19 protein-coding genes are annotated in these 16,699 nt (G+C 31.5%); 2 read left to right on the forward strand and 17 right to left on the reverse strand.

Annotated elements, in window-relative coordinates; genetic code table 11:
* Positions 1-50: 50 nt before the first annotated feature.
* From DEFDS_RS00140 to hisB, 17 genes are all read right to left on the reverse strand, one after another.
* Positions 51-713, reverse strand: a complete 663-nt coding sequence (locus tag DEFDS_RS00140) for an energy-coupling factor ABC transporter ATP-binding protein (protein ID WP_013006788.1) — start codon at positions 711-713, stop codon at positions 51-53.
* Positions 710-1,363, reverse strand: coding sequence for a cobalt ABC transporter permease (locus DEFDS_RS00145; protein WP_013006789.1), 654 nt, complete (start codon positions 1,361-1,363; stop codon positions 710-712). The genes DEFDS_RS00140 and DEFDS_RS00145 overlap by 4 nt, the downstream gene beginning before the upstream one ends.
* The gene (locus DEFDS_RS00150) at positions 1,360-1,860 is read right to left on the reverse strand and encodes a hypothetical protein (protein WP_013006790.1); all 501 of its coding nucleotides are present in this window, start codon (positions 1,858-1,860) and stop codon (positions 1,360-1,362) included. Before DEFDS_RS00150 ends, DEFDS_RS00145 begins: the two co-directional genes overlap by 4 nt.
* Before the next feature lies 1 nt (position 1,861).
* The gene (gene cbiM, locus DEFDS_RS00155; RefSeq protein ID WP_013006791.1) at positions 1,862-2,422 is read right to left on the reverse strand and encodes a cobalt transporter CbiM; all 561 of its coding nucleotides are present in this window, start codon (positions 2,420-2,422) and stop codon (positions 1,862-1,864) included.
* 6 nt (positions 2,423-2,428) lie between these two features.
* Positions 2,429-3,184 carry a DUF4198 domain-containing protein gene (locus DEFDS_RS00160; protein WP_013006792.1) on the reverse strand — a complete coding sequence of 252 codons (756 nt, stop codon included), beginning with the start codon at positions 3,182-3,184 and terminating at the stop codon, positions 2,429-2,431.
* A gap of 303 nt (positions 3,185-3,487) precedes the next feature.
* Positions 3,488-4,396 (reverse strand): UDP-3-O-acyl-N-acetylglucosamine deacetylase, encoded by a 909-nt coding sequence (gene lpxC, locus DEFDS_RS00165; RefSeq protein WP_013006793.1) that lies wholly within the window; start codon positions 4,394-4,396, stop codon positions 3,488-3,490.
* 176 nt (positions 4,397-4,572) lie between these two features.
* On the reverse strand, positions 4,573-5,904 hold the full coding sequence (gene dnaB, locus DEFDS_RS00170; RefSeq protein ID WP_013006794.1) for a replicative DNA helicase: 1,332 nt from the start codon (positions 5,902-5,904) through the stop codon (positions 4,573-4,575).
* A complete protein-coding gene (gene rplI / locus DEFDS_RS00175; RefSeq protein ID WP_013006795.1) occupies positions 5,891-6,337 on the reverse strand; it encodes a 50S ribosomal protein L9 in 447 nt (148 codons plus the stop codon). Before rplI ends, dnaB begins: the two co-directional genes overlap by 14 nt.
* A gap of 62 nt (positions 6,338-6,399) precedes the next feature.
* Positions 6,400-6,798 (reverse strand): regulatory protein RecX, encoded by a 399-nt coding sequence (locus tag DEFDS_RS00180; protein WP_013006796.1) that lies wholly within the window; start codon positions 6,796-6,798, stop codon positions 6,400-6,402.
* Complete coding sequence (locus DEFDS_RS00185; protein WP_013006797.1) at positions 6,782-7,900, reverse strand: type IV pilus twitching motility protein PilT; 1,119 nt, start codon at positions 7,898-7,900, stop codon at positions 6,782-6,784. The genes DEFDS_RS00180 and DEFDS_RS00185 overlap by 17 nt, the downstream gene beginning before the upstream one ends.
* Positions 7,897-8,913, reverse strand: coding sequence for a recombinase RecA (gene recA / locus DEFDS_RS00190; RefSeq protein WP_013006798.1), 1,017 nt, complete (start codon positions 8,911-8,913; stop codon positions 7,897-7,899). Before recA ends, DEFDS_RS00185 begins: the two co-directional genes overlap by 4 nt.
* On the reverse strand, positions 8,906-9,481 hold the full coding sequence (gene thpR, locus DEFDS_RS00195; RefSeq protein WP_013006799.1) for an RNA 2',3'-cyclic phosphodiesterase: 576 nt from the start codon (positions 9,479-9,481) through the stop codon (positions 8,906-8,908). The genes recA and thpR overlap by 8 nt, the downstream gene beginning before the upstream one ends.
* Positions 9,474-10,688 (reverse strand): competence/damage-inducible protein A, encoded by a 1,215-nt coding sequence (locus tag DEFDS_RS00200; RefSeq protein ID WP_013006800.1) that lies wholly within the window; start codon positions 10,686-10,688, stop codon positions 9,474-9,476. Before DEFDS_RS00200 ends, thpR begins: the two co-directional genes overlap by 8 nt.
* The gene (locus tag DEFDS_RS00205) at positions 10,685-11,134 is read right to left on the reverse strand and encodes a phosphatidylglycerophosphatase A family protein (RefSeq protein WP_013006801.1); all 450 of its coding nucleotides are present in this window, start codon (positions 11,132-11,134) and stop codon (positions 10,685-10,687) included. Before DEFDS_RS00205 ends, DEFDS_RS00200 begins: the two co-directional genes overlap by 4 nt.
* A 9-nt stretch (positions 11,135-11,143) precedes the next feature.
* Positions 11,144-11,860, reverse strand: coding sequence for a 1-(5-phosphoribosyl)-5-[(5-phosphoribosylamino)methylideneamino]imidazole-4-carboxamide isomerase (gene hisA, locus DEFDS_RS00210; protein WP_013006802.1), 717 nt, complete (start codon positions 11,858-11,860; stop codon positions 11,144-11,146).
* On the reverse strand, positions 11,854-12,468 hold the full coding sequence (gene hisH, locus DEFDS_RS00215) for an imidazole glycerol phosphate synthase subunit HisH (protein ID WP_013006803.1): 615 nt from the start codon (positions 12,466-12,468) through the stop codon (positions 11,854-11,856). Before hisH ends, hisA begins: the two co-directional genes overlap by 7 nt.
* Positions 12,469-13,050 (reverse strand): imidazoleglycerol-phosphate dehydratase HisB, encoded by a 582-nt coding sequence (hisB, locus tag DEFDS_RS00220; RefSeq protein ID WP_013006804.1) that lies wholly within the window; start codon positions 13,048-13,050, stop codon positions 12,469-12,471.
* Between the two features lie 99 nt (positions 13,051-13,149).
* Here hisB and DEFDS_RS00225 point away from each other — a divergent pair, with 99 nt between their 5' ends.
* Positions 13,150-14,061, forward strand: a complete 912-nt coding sequence (locus DEFDS_RS00225; RefSeq protein ID WP_013006805.1) for a phosphate-starvation-inducible PsiE family protein — start codon at positions 13,150-13,152, stop codon at positions 14,059-14,061.
* Positions 14,058-16,634 (forward strand): preprotein translocase subunit SecA, encoded by a 2,577-nt coding sequence (gene secA, locus DEFDS_RS00230; protein WP_013006806.1) that lies wholly within the window; start codon positions 14,058-14,060, stop codon positions 16,632-16,634. The genes DEFDS_RS00225 and secA overlap by 4 nt, the downstream gene beginning before the upstream one ends.
* The last annotated feature ends 65 nt before the right edge of the window (positions 16,635-16,699 follow it).

The raw sequence follows: 16,699 nt of genomic DNA on the forward strand, positions 1-16,699 counted from the left end.
ATCTCAAAACTACTTCGATATCAAAAAATAGATCTATTGTGCAACATCCTTCATTTTAAATTTTTTACTTCATGTAAGCCAGATTGAGTAAGATGGTAGATCTTACTGGTGATTTGTTTTACAAACTCTAAATTATGAGAAACTATCAAGACTGTTTTATCTAACTCCTTGATAATCTCCCCTATTCTTTCCATGCTTTTATTATCGAGTCCAGCTGAAGGTTCATCTAACAATAAGATGTCAGGTTCGCATACTAAAATACCTGCTAAAGCCACTAGTTTTTTTTCACCACCTGAGAGTTTAAAAGTAATTTTGTTAGATAGATGGTTTATTTGCAACTTATTTATCATATTTTCTACTTTTTGTTGTATTGTATTTTTGACAAAGCCTAGATTAAATAGGCCGAAAGCAATATCATCTTTTACATTTGGCAGAATCAGTTGGTCATCAGGATTTTGAAAAAGAAATCCGATTTTTTTTCTGGCTCGTTCAAAATCTTTTTCGGTAACTATTTTTTCATGAAAAATTTCTATCTCGCCACTTTCAGCTTTTTTAAGCCCAGAAATTATTTTTAAAAGAGTTGTTTTCCCTACACCGTTTGGCCCAATAATTGCTATTTTATCTTTATGTTTTAGATGAAAATTTATGTTTTCAAAAAGATATTCATCATTAATTTTATAACTTATATTTGTTAATTTTAACGAGCAGCTCATCTTGGTAATAAACCGTAAACAAATATTGTGAATGTTGCAAGCATAATTATATAATCTTTACAACCTGATTTACATAGTGTTAGTGTAGAAAATTTTCCATTAAAATATCTCATTGTCAAAGCATCCTGGAGAAGATTTGCTTTATTTATTGTCCTATTGATTAATGCACCTAAAATAAAAGCGATAATCTTATATGAAAAAAGGTTTGTTTTCCCTTTGAAATGCCTCATTTTAAGGGCATCATCCAGTATTTCTTTTTCCTTTAATAAAATATCAATATATTTGAATGAAAATATTAAGATCGATTTTATTTTCCAAGGTATTTTAAGATGTATTAAGTTGATAAAAATTTCTTCGTTCGTAAAGCTATTTATTATAATCAGGTTAAAAATTAAAATAAGATTTACTCTATAAAATAACAACATAGCTGTTTTATAATCTTTGTGGAAAAGGATAACTGATAAGGATATCATAATGATGAATAAATTTAACTTGATGAGATTTATCAGTAACTTTTTCATGTTTAGTTTTTCAAAATTGAAAAATATTAGTAATAGAATAGGTAGTAAATGTAAGTAATTAAATGATTTTGTAAAAGATAATGTGAAAGCATAAAATATTAAAGAAAGTAGCAAGAAGTTAATATTCATCTTTTTTTAAAAAGCATCAATATCCCAAAAAATCCTAAAAGGGTTGCAATGCCCATATATATTTTATAAGGTTTTAGTGATTTTTCTATTTCAGCTTTGACTATATCTTCTATCATTTTTCGTGAAATTGATAGATTAATATCTTTTGAATAATTATCGTGAATAGCTTCAGATCCTTTGTTTTCATTGACTTGTTCACCTTCTAATACGAATTCACCTTTATGCCCAAGACTTTCTTCTGATGTTATTTTAATTGGCATATTCCATTTGTTTTCTATTAATAACTCCCCTTCACTATTAGTTTTACCTCGAAAAATTTCTTTGTTATTTTTGTAAAGAGTTATAGTACAATTTTTGCATGGAGTGCCATCAACAAAATATGACGATATATTTATCTTACCATTTTCTATATATGCGAAAACGTTTAGTTTATGTGCAAAACTTATACTGACTAAAGAAAATAGAAAAATTAAAGTTATTAAAGTGATCCTTTTCATATTAAATAATCCCCTGGTTTTTTAGATAATTTAATGCAAACATGGTTATTAATCCTTCTATTATCATTATAGGCAAATGTGCCAGGAAAGATAAATATGCTATTTCTAAAAAGTTTTTACCACTTAAAGCAAGAGATAATGCCAACATTATAGAAGAAACAAGTACAGATAAAGAACCAGCTAAAAATCCTGTTAAATTATTCCTTCTATAAATATAGTAAGCAATGAGGGCACCAGAAAACATATTTAAAGTGTTAACACCTAAAGTAGTTAATCCACCATAACCAAAGAGTAAAAACTGTAAAAATAATGCTACTAAAATAGCTATTGCAGAATGGATGCCTAATAAAGTCCCTATCAGTCCATTCATAATTAAATGAACTGATGTGGGGCCAAGGGGGATATGTATAAAAGATGCTATAAAAAAGAGAGTGGAAAGTAGTGCAGTTTTTGGTATTTCTTTGTGGCTTATTTTAATTAAAGAGAAAATTATAGGTGCAGCTATTATAATATCTGCACCTATAACAACTGTTTTACTTAAAACACCGTCTGCGATATGCATACTTTATCACTTATTAGGTTCGTAAACTTTTAACCAATAAACCGCCCCAAGTTCAACAGGGTATTCTTTTCCATCCTTTTTAATCGGTTTATCCCCTTCTAATAGTGCAGAGAACCCCCACCATCCAGCAAAAGGGAAAGAGTAAGTAAAAATGCCGTTTTTATCAGTTTTTATAACTTGTGTTATGAAAGGATCGCTTGGAGCTTTTACCCCTTTGTCATTATATAATTCTACTTCTATGTCAACATTAGGTACTGGTTTACCATCTTTTAAAACAATTCCTCTAAAACAGTTCCCAACCCATAAACCGTAAGGTCGGGTGAGAGGTACTATTTCTGCCTTTAATCCCACAGGTTTATCCCATCCGTTTTGTAATCCGAAAGCGTTTACTGTTACTTTGGTTATGTGTTGAATAAACTTTTCCTCAGCAGGTTCAAAATATGGTTTCGGAATTACAAAAAATATATAATCACCAGGTCTTTTTATTCTATAATCTGTTTTCCAAGCATTAAAGCTTTTTATTTTAACGTTTACAAGATTGTTTAAGATTGAATATCTTTTACCGTTTAAGAAAAAACCTGCATCAATAGGTTTTTCCATGTTCATATAGTTTTGCTCAAATGGGTGCATAAAAAGATATTTTAACTTCACTTTAGATGATTTTGATGAAGAAATAATGTCATTATCTGGCAAGATCACCTGAAAATGCGCATAAACGTTTAGTGAAAATAGGGTAATTAATAGAAGCATAAATAATCTCATTTTATCCCCCCAACGTAGTGTTACCTTTGCTTTTGTTGGTAACACCCAAGTTATAAAAAGTCAATAAAAAATTAAATATATAAAAAATTATTTTTGGATTACTGAATAAAAGGATCAAGGTGCCACACAAAAGTTTAATATATTTATAATTGAACTGTTATTGCTATATTGCTTTGGTAACTTTTGTTGCGCGCAATGACTAGAAAATTAGTCGTTGTGAATGCTAGATAAGCAATTTAGTGAGAAAAAACATTTATTTTGAATTAAGAATATAAAGGTGGGAGCAAGGCTCCCAAATAATTTTTATGTCCCCTGTGGTTCTAAAACTAATGATTTATATGGATTAAAGTTGTATTGTTCGTCTAGCTCTACTACTTTATAGCAGCTTTTTGATTCTAATAAAGTCTTTGCAAAATAATTATTTAATTCATGTCCTGATTTATATGCTCTGATATGACCATAAAATCTATAACCAATTAAGGAAATATCACCTATTAAATCTAAAATCTTGTGTCTTACAAATTCATCGTTGTATCTTAGACCATCTTCATTTAAGATTTTATCTTTATCGATAACTATTGCATTCTCTAAAGAACCACCTTTTGCTAATCCCATTTTCCATAACATTTCAACTTCATTTTTAAATCCGAAAGTTCTAGCTTTTGCAACCTCTTTTGCGTAAGTTTCAGGAGTAAGAGTTAAAAACTTTTTCTGCTCATTTATCAATTTGTTGTCAAAATTAATCCCAAAAGTTACTTTGAAATAACGAGAAGGGATGAGCTCTATCCATTTGTCCCCTTTTTCGATTCTTATCCTTTTTGTAAATTTAAGATATTTTCTTTTCTTTTTAAGCTGTTTTATTCCTACATTTATAAATTGATCTACAAAAGCAGCTGCACTTCCATCCAATATTGGTAGCTCTTCACCATAAACATCAATATGAATATTATCTATCCCAAGCCCATAAACTGCAGAGAGAATATGCTCTACAGTGGCAATTTTATAATTTCCACAGTTTACAGTTGTTGCTAAAACGGTAGATACAACATTGTAAGGGTTTAATTTTATTGGTTCACTCCCAGGGATATCAGCCCTTCTTATTGTTATCCCGTTATCTGGCAAAGCTGGATAAACAACAGCTTTAACGAACTTTCCAGAGTGTAACCCTTTACCACTAAAAATCAATTTATCTTTTATTGTTGTTTGATACATTGTATATTTACCTCCAAAAAAACCAAACTACTTATAGCAAAGATGGTGCCATAGTCAAGTTAAATATCGATAATAAATAAAACATTGATAATTCAGCTAAAATATAGTTGTCGATTTTTAGTATTTTTGTGGTGTATAAAACCATAAACATGAAAATGTAAAAAGTGTATACAAATCTATACAGTCCTGAGCTCTGCATTTTCAAACCTTGTAAATTCTTTAAGAAAGGCAAGATATACACTGCCTGTAGGCCCATTTCTATGTTTTGCAACAATAACTTCACATAGCCCTTGAAATTTACTATCTTTATGATAGACCTCATCCCTATATAAAAATATTATTAGGTCAGCGTCCTGTTCTATTGCTCCAGATTCTCTAAGATCTGATGGTTGTGGTCTTTTGTCACTTCTATTTTCTACACTTCTATTGAGCTGTGATAATGCAATGACAGGTATATTAAGCTCTTTAGCAAGAGCTTTTAAAGATCTAGAAATTTCTGATATTTGCTGCTCTCTCGAATCTACGTTACTTCCTGACATAAGTTGTAGGTAATCCACTATCACCATATCAAGACCATGTTCTTTTTTTAATCTTCTACATTTTGCTCGAAGTTCCATAACAGAAATAGCTGGAGTGTCATCAATAAAAAGTTTTAAATCATTTAATTCCCCCCCGACTGAGGCAAGTCTGTTCCACTCTTCCATGTTTAGTTTACCGCTTCTGAGTTTTGATGACTCTATTTTGGCCTCAGTAGCAAGTAACCTTTGGACAAGCTGATTTGCTGACATCTCTAATGAAAAGATTGCAATAGATTTATCAAATCGATAGCTTGCATTTAGTGCTATATTTAAAGCAAAAGCAGTTTTACCCATACCGGGTCTACCAGCCACAATTATTAAATCAGAGTCTTGAAAACCGTTTGTTAATTTATCCAGATCTGTATAACCTGATGGAATACCTATAATATCTTCTTTTTTTTCGTATAGGTTTTGTAAGAGCTCAAAACTTTCGGATATAAGTTCAGAAAGTGGTCGAATATCACCCTTTAACTTATATTCTGCTAACTTAAAAATCTCTTTTTCTGTTTCATCTAATAGTTCAGTGATGTCACCAGAAAATTCATATGCTTTTGAACTTATTTTACCACTTATTTCGATTAAATTTCTAAGTAATGCTTTATCTTTTACTATTGTCGCATAGTATCCAACATTGGCAGCATTTGGTATGATATCTGTAAGTGAGCTGATATAATCTATTCCACCAGCTTCTTCAATTTTGTTTTCATCTGTTAGCTTAGATATCAGTGTTACTATGTCTAAAGGTTTGTTTTCTTGAGCTAATTTAATTAATGTTGAAAATATTAGTTTATGAGCAGGATGATAAAAATCATCAGCATTTAAAAGGTGTATAACTTTATCGAGAGCTTTTTCGTCTATAAGTATTGAGGCTAATACCCCTTGCTCAGCTTCTAAGTTGTGAGGAGGGGTTCTAAAATTAGTTTTCTGCATCTACTATAACCTTAAATTCACCTTTTATTTTTTTGTATAAGTTTATCTTAACATTATATTCACCAGTTTGTTTGATAGGTTCTTGTAAGTCTATCTGTTTTTTATCTATTTTAATACCAAGCTTATTTAGCTCTTCTTCTAACTCAGCAGCTGTTACAGCTCCAAAAAGTTTCCCATTTTCTCCAGCTTTTTTGGAAAGTTTTACTACTACTTCGTTTAGTTTTTTTGCTAAGTTTTCAGCATCTTGTTGCTTTTGTATTTCTGCTTCTTGCATCCTGAGTTTTTTCTCTTCTAACTTTTTTATATTAGCGGGAGTTGCTTCTACAGCAAGGTTCTTCTTAAATAAAAAGTTTCTAGCATAACCATCTTTTACATTTTTTATTTCGCCAGCTTTTGCTACCCCTTTTACATCTTTAAGAAAAATTACTTTCATCTATTACCTCCGTAACTATTTTTTTAGCGAGTTGGTATTCATACCCTTTTCTTATCAAAAATTCAAAAAGTTTTTTTTTTTAATTTTAATCTATCTGTTTCATTTATTAAAGAAGTTTTCTTCAAAATTAAATTTTTAGCATTTTTTTCTAACGATATACCCTCTTTAATAGCTATATCTTCGATATCGTTTAATTCTACAGAAATCCCTTTTTGTTGGAGCTTTTGTTGGATTAAGTAAGGACCATCCCCATTTAATAACTTGTTTAATATAAATCTATATTTAAATCTATTGTCATCTATTAGCTGTAACTCTTCTAATCTCTGCAATATGTTATTAATTTCTTCTGTATTTATACCAAATTTGTTTTTTAATTTTTGGGTTAACTCATATTTTGTATAATCTTTTTTAGCTAATAAATTAAAAATATACTTTTCAGGTGTGCTACTCCTCTTTTTCATTACTATCATCCCAATCTAATCCGGTATCACTGGTAAAACCCTTTACTTTGAGCTTGAAATCATCTGGTCTTTTAGCTCTTCTGATTGCTTCATCAAATGTGATTAATCCTTTACTATATAGATCAAACAGTGATTGGTCGAAGGATTGAGAACCGTAAACATCGCGCCCTTTTTCAATATAATCATTTATAAGATGGGTTTTTTCCTTATCTATAATGCATTCTCTGATTGTTGGTGTGTTTATAAGAACTTCAACAGCAGGGACTCTACCTTTTCCATCAGCTCTTGGAATAAGCCTCATTGAAATTACAGCTTTCAAAATTGAAGCAAGTTGCATTCTAACCTGCCTTTGATGATAAGGGGGGAATACCGAGATTATCCTGTTTATTGTTTCTGGAGCATCTATGGTATGTAGAGTTGACATAACGAGATGGCCTGTTTCTGCAGCTAATATTGATGTTTCTATAGTTTCTAAGTCTCTCATTTCACCCACAAGTATAACATCGGGGTCCTGTCTTAAAGACCTTTTTAATGCTTCATAGAAAGAAGTGGTATCTGTCCCCACTTCTCTTTGTGAAATAAGAGCTTTTACATCTTTGTGTAAAAATTCTATGGGGTCTTCAATTGTTATGATATTTACACTTTTATGTTCGTTTATATGCTTAATCATTGCAGCTAGAGTTGTAGATTTACCACTACCAGTTGTCCCTGTAACAAGTACCAACCCTCTATCTTCTAATGCTATTTTTTTGATCACTTCTGGCAAATTTAACTCTTCAATATTAGGTATTTCCACAGGTATGGATCTCATGACTATACTTACAGATCCTCTTTGGATGTAAGCATTTACCCTAAATCTACCTAGCCCTTTAGCACTATAAGAGAAATCTGCTTCGTGGGTTTCTTTAAATTTTGCTTTAATCTGATTTGGCATAATTGCTGCAACAGTTTTCAATGTATCTTCAGGTGTTAATTTGTTAAATTCAGGTTGGGGCATTAATTCACCGTCAATTCTAAAAACAGGTGGTTTACCCGGTTTAAAATGAATATCTGAAGCGCGTTTTTGTATAGCTTTTTTCAAAACCTCATTTAAAGGGATCATGATTTATTCTCTCCAGATATGTTTTCTGCTAACCCATATTTTGATCTGATTTTTTCTTCTATCTCTTGAGCTATTTCAGGATGTTCTTTTAGATAGCTCCTTGCATTTTCTTTACCTTGTCCGAGCCTTATATCCCCATAGCTAAACCAAGCACCTGCTTTGTTTATTAACCCTTCTTTTATCCCCATATCAATTAGTACGCCTTCTTTAGAGATCCCTTCTCCAAATAATATATCAAATTCTGCTTGCTTAAATGGTGGAGCCACTTTATTTTTTACTACTTTGCAGATAACCTGATTACCTACAACCTGATCTTTATCTTTCAATGAAGATGTCCTTCTAATTTCTATTCTAATTGTAGCATAAAATTTTAAAGCATTTCCACCTGTTGTGGTTTCTGGATTGCCAAACATTACTCCTATTTTTTGTCTTGTTTGGTTTATAAATATCAGAGCAGTTTTTGATTTATTAACAATAGCAGTTAATTTTCTAAGTGCCTGACTCATAAGTCTTGCCTGAAGGCCCATATGGGCATCACCCATATCCCCTTCAATTTCTGCTTTTGGAGTTAAAGCGGCCACAGAATCTACTACCACAACATCTACAGCTCCACTTCTGACTAAAGTTTCAGCTATTTCTAAAGCAGCTTCACCGCTATCCGGTTGGCTGATGAGAAGTTCGTCGGTATTCACTCCGATTGCTTCTGCATAGACAGGGTCCAGTGCATGTTCTGCATCTATAAATGCAGCTACCCCACCCATTTTTTGAGCTTCTGCGATAACATGTAAAGCAACAGTTGTTTTACCACTTGATTCACTACCATATATTTCGGTTATTCTACCTCTTGGAATACCACCTACTCCAAGTGCAATGTCGAGGGATAAAGCACCTGTAGGTATTACTGGCGGCTTTTCTATCGCTTTATCACCAAGTCGCATAACTGCGCCTTTACCAAAATCTCTTTCAATTTTGCTCATTGCGAGCTCTAAAGCTTTTTTCTTATTTTCATCCATCTGTTTCCTCCTGGGATAATTTTTTTATATAAAGTGGTGAATAAATTGGACCTTCTTTTGTAAGCGTACTTTGAAATAGTGTGATTTCATTTACCTGAGATGATATCTTTTTAAAATTTTCATTTATTTTATCTATAAAATCATATAAGCGTTTTTTGTTAAACACAGTTTTTATTCTTGCTCCTGTTAGATGTATTATAAATTTTTTATTATCGAAAGTTATACGATTTTTTTTTAGGCAGTTTCTTAAGTTTTTTGTGAGATTAGCAAGTTCTTCAGAAAATCCGTTTAAAAAGAAGACTGTAGGTGAGCTATTTCTTTCAAAAAAAGAGAATTTATCAAAATAAACTGTTATAGGTTTAGATTTTATAGCATCAAGGCAATTGGTTATTTTATTTACATAAGTTTTTTGCTGTGAGCCTAAAAAGGCCAAAGTGACGTGGAGATTATTTATAGCAACAGGTTTAATCTTTGCATAATCTTTGATGCTATTTGTAACCTTTTCTACTAATGAGTTTACTTTATTATCAAATTTTACTGCGATAAAAAGTCTTAGATTTTCATTCACTCAAAAGCTCCAATAGATTACGAAAAGCAATATTAGCAGTTCTTTCACGTATGGCTTCACGGTCACCATTAAATAGATATTTTTTAATGAAAACTTTATCTTTCATATTGATCCCTACAAAAACTGTACCTACAGGTTTATCTTTTGTCCCTCCATCAGGCCCAGCAATGCCCGTAGTAGCAATGACAATGTCACTATTGAAGATTTTTTTGCAACCTGTTAGCATCTCTTTACAGCATTCTTCACTGACGGCGCCAAACTTTTCCAGCGTTTCTTTTGATACATTCAAAATATTATTTTTTGCGTCGTTGCTATAGGAAACGATACTTCCTAAAAATGATTTTGAGCTACCAGGAATATCTGTTAATTTTTTAGCGATAAGGCCACCTGTGCAACTTTCAGCTGTGGAAATTGTAATATTTTTAGCAATGAGCTTTTTTAAAATGACTGATTCTAAAGTGTCATCATCTTCACCAAAATAGAATTTGTTTAATTTATCCTTTAATTTTTCAGCAAATGCCATAAGCTTTTCATAATTATAACTTCTGATTCTGACTATGATCATACCTTTTGAAGTATTGATAATGACTTCTGTATCATCGCTTTTCTCTGTATTGATGATTGCCTCATCTACATCAGATTCTGGGATACCAATAAATTTTAAATCCTTTTTGTAAATAGGTTTTAAATCGAATCTATTTTTTAAGAAAGGGACAACATAATTTTCAAACATATGTTTCATTTCATAAGGTATACCTGGTAAAGAAATTATCAAACTTCCACTGTTTTCAACACAAAAACCAACAGCTGTTCCTTTATCGTTTTGAAAAAGTATGGCATCTTTAGGTAAGTAAGCTTGATGTTTGTGGCTTTCTTTTATTTTGACCCCTCTTACAGCCAATTTATTTTCTATCGATTTGTAAACATCTTCATAAAATATAAATTCTCTATTTGCAGCTAAAGCTACTGTTTCAGCAGTGAGGTCATCAAAAGTTGGTCCGAGTCCACCAGTGGTAATTGTGAGATCATAATTTTTTAGTGCATAAGTAAAATTATCTACAAGAATCTCTTTATTATCAGGTAGAGCCTTTATTTCAACTATTTTAAACCCTAAATCTGTGAGATGTTTTGCCAGATAAGTAGAGTTAGTGTCGGTAATACTACCTTCTAAAATTTCGTTTCCAATGGCAAATATTGCACAATTCATATAAATAGCCTCAATACCAAAATAATAATAAGAGTGTAGATTGCAGCCAAAATATCATCTAACATAATTCCAACCCCACCCTTTACACTGTTTTCAACATTTTTGATGGGGTAAGGTTTAAGAATATCAAAAAATCTAAAAATGAAAAAGGCAAGTATAAGATTTAATAAATTATAAGGGACAAAAATCATTATGAAATAATAAGCAACTATTTCATCTATCACTACTTCAGCAGGATCCTCTTTTTCGTAATAGTGTTGATAATATTCGCTTGCAATTATACCGATGATAAACATTGCAATGAATAGCAAAAACTTGAAAAAAATTGAAAAATTTAATGTGATTAAAACTATTGGGATTGCAACAAGAGTTCCAAATGTTCCTGGAGCGTTTGGAACAAAACCCACATTAAAACCTGTTGCTATCCATTTTAAAAATTTGTGCATAAAAACTCCTTAATTTTGTAATTTAAAAGCTTCTTTTAAATCTATTTTTCCTTCATAAAAGGCTTTACCGACAATACATCCGTAAATACGAGGTATTTCTTGAAGTCTTATTATATCTTCTATCCCTTTTACACCTCCAGACGCAATTATTGGTATTTCAGAATAATTAGCTAATTTCTTCAACATATCAAAGTTTAAGCCGGTTAGCATACCGTCTCTACTGATATCTGTATATATTAAAGCATGAGGTTTGAGACGTTTATAATAATCGATAATTTCAAAGATTGTCACATCGCTTTTTTCATACCAACCATCTGTTGCTACATTTTCATCTTTACAGTCAAAGCCTAATATAACTCGATTTTCATATTTATTGATAACTTCTTTAGTAAATTCTCTGTTTTTTATAGCTGCAGTGCCTATAATTATATAGTTTATCCCTAAATTAAAATATTTTTCAGCTTTTTCAAAATTCCTTATACCTCCACCAACCTCAATCTCAAGATTGGTATTTTGTACGATTTTTGATATTATATCAAAATTAACCGTAGTCCCTTCTTTTGCGCCATCTAAATCAACAATATGGATTCGTTTTGCTCCTAAGTCCTGAAACATTTTTGCAACATCTAAAGGATTATCGAAATATTTTGTTGAGTCTTTCATTACCCCTTGCTTTAGCCTCACAACTTTCCCTTCTAAAATATCTATAGCAGGTATTACTAACATTTCCATTCCCCAAAATTTTTGACTATTTTTAAACCGTTTTCAGCACTTTTTTCTGGGTGGAACTGAGTAGCAACAATATTGTCTTTTGCGGTTATGGCTGTAAAATCAATTCCGTAATTGCAGGTGGCTATAGTATCTTCAATTACTGGAGCAGAATAAGAGTGAACAAAATAAAAATAAGAACCGTTTTTCAATCCGTTTATAATTGGATGAGATTTTAAGATATTTATTGTATTCCAACCCATATGAGGTATCTTTTTGCCATCTTTAACTATATCTTCAGGAAATTTTTTTATACTACCATTGAAATAGCCCAACCCTTCAAAAATTCCAAATTCGAAACTTTTCTCAAATAATAATTGCATCCCAACACAAATACCTAAAAAAGGTTTCCCCTTTTTAATGTTTTCATGGATTACTTCTACTAAATCTAAATTCACAAGGTTTTTGTAACAATCTCCGAAAGCTCCAACACCAGGTAATACAATATGTGTTGCACTATCTATTCTTTCTTTATCATTTGTAATTATGGCATCAAACCCTACATACTCAAAGGCTTTTTGAACACTCCTTACGTTACCAGAGTTATAATCTATTATAGCGATCATTTATTCTAACACCCCTTTTGTTGATGAAATTTTATCGTTATTTATTTTTATCGCTTCTTTGACACTTCTCGCAAAACTTTTAAAGATAGCTTCTGCAATATGATGAGAATTTTTCCCATCCCTTTTATTTATATGTAATGTTACTTTTGCATTTTTTGTAAATGCTTGAAAGAATTCTTCTATCAACTCTGTATGAAAATCACCAATTTTTTCAGTATAAAATTCTGCATTGAATACCAAAAAAGGTCTTCCAGAGAAATCGATAGCGGTCTCAACTAATGCCTCATCCATTGGAATTAATGAAAAACCGTATCTATTTATACCTTTTTTATCTCCCAAAGCCTGATAGAACGCTTTTCCCAAAAGGATGCCCACATCTTCTACTAAATGATGATAATCTACATGGGTGTCCCCTTTTGCTTTCAATTTCAAATCTATAGCTGAATGATGTGTGAAAAGCTCTAACATATGGTTAAAAAAGCCTACTTCTGTTTCTATTTCATATTCACCTTTACCATCGAGGTTTATAGTGAGTTTTATTTCAGTTTCTTTAGTTTTTCTTTCTAATGTAGCTGTTCTCATAGTTTATCCCCTAAAATAATCTCTTGCTTTAATAGTATAAAATACTATATAAATTTTACAATAAAATTAATAAAAATAAATAAACTTTTTGAGGTTTCAATGAACCTACGTAAGATTACGCCTCTTTATGAACTAAGTAAAAAAGATATAGAGCATATTAGATCTATTAAAGAAGATATGTTAAAGTTTAAAGATGATTTTGTGAACGATTTTTATAATTATATGGATAAAAAATTTGATTTTAGTGAGCGAATAGAAAAGGAAAAATTTGAAGTTCACAAAGATAAACTCAAAGTTTGGTATGATCGTTTTTTCAACGCAGATTTTACAAACGAATATTTTACATTTTTAATAAATGCAAGTCAAAAGCATGTCGATTTGAAAATAGAAGAAACTGCTATAAATGTGATGTTTAGCTTTTTAAGAAGGTGGTTTCATGAAAAAATATTTTTGATTTTAAGTGATGATTATAAAAGAAAAGAGGTGTTAATCAGTGTTCATAAGGCTATAGATATGAATGCAATGATAATGAATATGGCGTACCATGATGAACAGATAAAAAAATTTACATCTATATTTTCCCTAAGAGAGATGGTTATCTCATTTAGTGAGCGTTTTATGTTTTTTATGAACTCATTGCTGGTTTTGATATTAGTGATTTTGACTATTAATGCTACAATATTATTTTTTACAGAATTAGTAGATGCTTATACTCATTCAAGTGGAAAATTGCTCATCACAGCACTGGGATCTTTACTTATTTTATGGGTTTTAATTGAACTTTTACATACCGAAATACAACTATTAAAAGGTGGGAAGTTTAAAATAAGTGTTTTTATAGGGGTAGCGTTGATAGCGTTTATAAGGGACTTACTTATATTAACCTTAAAACATGAAGTAACAGGTAGTGGAACTATATTTGTCCTTGCATCGATTTTTATTCTCGGTTTAATATACTGGCTTGTTGCTAGAATGGAAAAGATGGATAATGTCAAAAGGAGCGTGAGATGATTGAATTTATAACGAAAAAACTTTTTGGTTCTTATAACGATAGATATCTAAAAAAAATAAGACCTATACTTGAAAAGGTAAACGCAAAAGAGCCTGAAATACAAGCTTTATCTAATGAAGAGCTCAGTAAAAAAACGGATGAGTTTAAATCAAGGCTTCAAAACGGTGAAACTCTCGATGATATTTTAGTTGATGCTTTTGCCGTTACTAGAGAAGTTAGTAAAAGAACTTTGAATATGAGACATTTCGATGTTCAGATATTAGGTGGTTATGTATTACATAAAGGCAAAATTGCTGAGATGAAAACTGGTGAGGGTAAAACCCTTGTAGCAACCCTAGCATTGTATTTAAATGCTTTAACTGAAAAAGGTGCTCACTTGGTTACTGTTAATGATTACCTTGCAAGACGTGATGCCATGTGGATGGCCCCAATTTATCTCTTTCTTGGTTTAACCGTGGGTGTTATACAGCACGAAATATCTTATTTGGTAGAATGGGATAATAAAGAAAAGTTTACAACAAAACTTGTGGAGTGCGATAGAAAAACCGCTTATCAGGCTGATATTACTTATGGGACAAACAATGAGTTTGGTTTTGATTATTTAAGAGACAATATGAAGTATGATATAAATGATTATGTTCAAAGAGACCTTCATTATGCAATAGTTGACGAGGTTGATAGTATATTGATTGATGAAGCAAGAACTCCATTAATTATAAGCGGACCTACAGATGAAAGAACTGATAAATATTATGAAATAGATAGAGTGGTTCGAGTTTTAAAAAAGGATGAAGATTATACCGTTGATGAGAAAAGCAGAACAGTTAAGTTAACAGATTCTGGTATTAACAAGATAGAAAAAGCATTAAATATAGATAATCTTTTCGATGTAAGGCATGTTGATACTCTTCATTTTGTAAATAACGCCCTTAAAGCTCATGCTCTTTTCAAAAGGGATGTTGATTATGTGGTTCAGGATGGAAAAGTTATTATTGTTGATGAATTTACAGGTAGATTAATGCCTGGTAGAAGATTCTCAGAAGGGTTGCATCAGGCTTTGGAAGCAAAAGAAGGTGTAGAGATTGAAAGTGAAAATCAAACGTTAGCATCTATTACATTTCAAAATTATTTTAGGATGTATGAGAAACTTGCAGGTATGACTGGTACAGCGGCTACAGAAGCGCAGGAGTTTAGAGAAATTTATGGTCTTGATGTAATTGTTATACCTACTCACAAACCGATGATAAGAAAAGACTTTCCTGATGTGATTTATAGAACTGCAAAAGAGAAGTATGATGCCATCGTGGATGAGATTGTAGAAATGCATTCTATTGGTAGACCTGTGCTTGTAGGTACTACTTCTATAGAAAAATCTGAATATTTAAGCAAACTTCTTAGGAAAAAAGGGATACCACATGAAGTTTTAAATGCAAAATATCATGAGCGAGAAGCCCAGATTGTTGCAAAGGCTGGTGAAAAAAAAGCAGTTACAATAGCAACAAATATGGCTGGAAGGGGTACGGATATCAAACTTGGGCCTGGTGTTGCAGAGCTTGGTGGCTTGCATATTCTTGGTACTGAACGACATGAATCAAGAAGAATTGATAATCAGTTAAGAGGTAGAGCCGGTAGGCAGGGTGATCCAGGGTCTTCACGTTTCTTTCTAAGTTTAGAAGATGATTTACTCAGGATTTTTGGCTCTGATAAAATTTCTGCGATAATGAACAAATTGGGTATGAAGGAGGGCGAGCCAATAGAACATCCTCTAATTTCTCGGGCGATTGAGAATGCTCAGAAAAAAGTAGAGGCGATGCACTTTGAAATAAGAAAGCATTTATTAGAATATGACAATGTTATGAATCAACAAAGACAGGTCGTTTACACTTTGAGACGGACAATTTTAGAAGGGAAAGATCTTGATGACATTGTCAACGAACATATTGAAAATGTCCTTGATGGTTTAATAAAAGAGTTTATTGATGCTCCGGATGATCCTGATTTTGAAAGTTTTGCAAAGAGTATTGAGAAGATTTTTGATATCAAAATAGATTTAACGGATAGGCAATCTAAAAAGGATATTGATGAGGATAAAAAGGTTATTTTGCAAAAAATAAATGAAAAAATTGAGATGAAGAAAAATGAAATTGGTGAGCATTATTATGGGTTTGTAAGATTTTTGCTTATTAACATTCTTGATAATAGATGGAAGGAACATTTATTGAATATGGACTATCTAAGAGATTCTGTTGGGTTAAGAGGATACGGTCAAAAAGATCCACTTATCGAATACAAAAGGGAATCTTATAACCTATTTATGGATATGATGAATAGGATATCTTTTGAATTTGTTGAATTTTTGTCTCATGTTCAAGTTGAAAGGGATGAAGAACTTGAATTGAAACAGGAAGAGAAAAATATTAAGGAAGAGAGAAGGGATATTTTTAGTGATGAGCAACCTAAAGAGGAGAAGAAGAAACCTATAAAACGTGCCACTCCTAAGGTTGGTAGAAATGATCCATGCCCTTGTGGAAGTGGGAAAAAATATAAAAAGTGTTGTGGTGCTAATCAGTAAAACTGATTAGAGGTAAAAATTTTTTTTAAGTATATAAAAGAGTGTTTATGTCATAAGCACTCTTT

The sequence above is a fragment of the Deferribacter desulfuricans SSM1 genome (assembly GCF_000010985.1).
Classification (GTDB): domain Bacteria; phylum Chrysiogenota; class Deferribacteres; order Deferribacterales; family Deferribacteraceae; genus Deferribacter; species Deferribacter desulfuricans.

Coding starts and splice junctions, on each gene's coding strand:
- DEFDS_RS00160 (WP_013006792.1), bottom strand. CDS start 3,184: ATGAGATTATTTATGCTTCTATTAATTACCCTATTTTCACTAAACGTT.
- dnaB (WP_013006794.1), bottom strand. CDS start 5,904: ATGCAGAAAACTAATTTTAGAACCCCTCCTCACAACTTAGAAGCTGAG.
- rplI (WP_013006795.1), bottom strand. CDS start 6,337: ATGAAAGTAATTTTTCTTAAAGATGTAAAAGGGGTAGCAAAAGCTGGC.
- DEFDS_RS00180 (WP_013006796.1), bottom strand. CDS start 6,798: ATGAAAAAGAGGAGTAGCACACCTGAAAAGTATATTTTTAATTTATTA.
- hisA (WP_013006802.1), bottom strand. CDS start 11,860: ATGTTAGTAATACCTGCTATAGATATTTTAGAAGGGAAAGTTGTGAGG.
- cbiM (WP_013006791.1), bottom strand. CDS start 2,422: ATGCATATCGCAGACGGTGTTTTAAGTAAAACAGTTGTTATAGGTGCA.
- DEFDS_RS00145 (WP_013006789.1), bottom strand. CDS start 1,363: ATGAATATTAACTTCTTGCTACTTTCTTTAATATTTTATGCTTTCACA.
- DEFDS_RS00200 (WP_013006800.1), bottom strand. CDS start 10,688: ATGAATTGTGCAATATTTGCCATTGGAAACGAAATTTTAGAAGGTAGT.
- DEFDS_RS00150 (WP_013006790.1), bottom strand. CDS start 1,860: ATGAAAAGGATCACTTTAATAACTTTAATTTTTCTATTTTCTTTAGTC.
- DEFDS_RS00140 (WP_013006788.1), bottom strand. CDS start 713: ATGAGCTGCTCGTTAAAATTAACAAATATAAGTTATAAAATTAATGAT.
- DEFDS_RS00185 (WP_013006797.1), bottom strand. CDS start 7,900: ATGATCCCTTTAAATGAGGTTTTGAAAAAAGCTATACAAAAACGCGCT.
- recA (WP_013006798.1), bottom strand. CDS start 8,913: ATGGATGAAAATAAGAAAAAAGCTTTAGAGCTCGCAATGAGCAAAATT.
- DEFDS_RS00205 (WP_013006801.1), bottom strand. CDS start 11,134: ATGCACAAATTTTTAAAATGGATAGCAACAGGTTTTAATGTGGGTTTT.
- hisH (WP_013006803.1), bottom strand. CDS start 12,468: ATGATCGCTATAATAGATTATAACTCTGGTAACGTAAGGAGTGTTCAA.
- DEFDS_RS00225 (WP_013006805.1), top strand. CDS start 13,150: ATGAACCTACGTAAGATTACGCCTCTTTATGAACTAAGTAAAAAAGAT.
- secA (WP_013006806.1), top strand. CDS start 14,058: ATGATTGAATTTATAACGAAAAAACTTTTTGGTTCTTATAACGATAGA.
- lpxC (WP_013006793.1), bottom strand. CDS start 4,396: ATGTATCAAACAACAATAAAAGATAAATTGATTTTTAGTGGTAAAGGG.
- hisB (WP_013006804.1), bottom strand. CDS start 13,050: ATGAGAACAGCTACATTAGAAAGAAAAACTAAAGAAACTGAAATAAAA.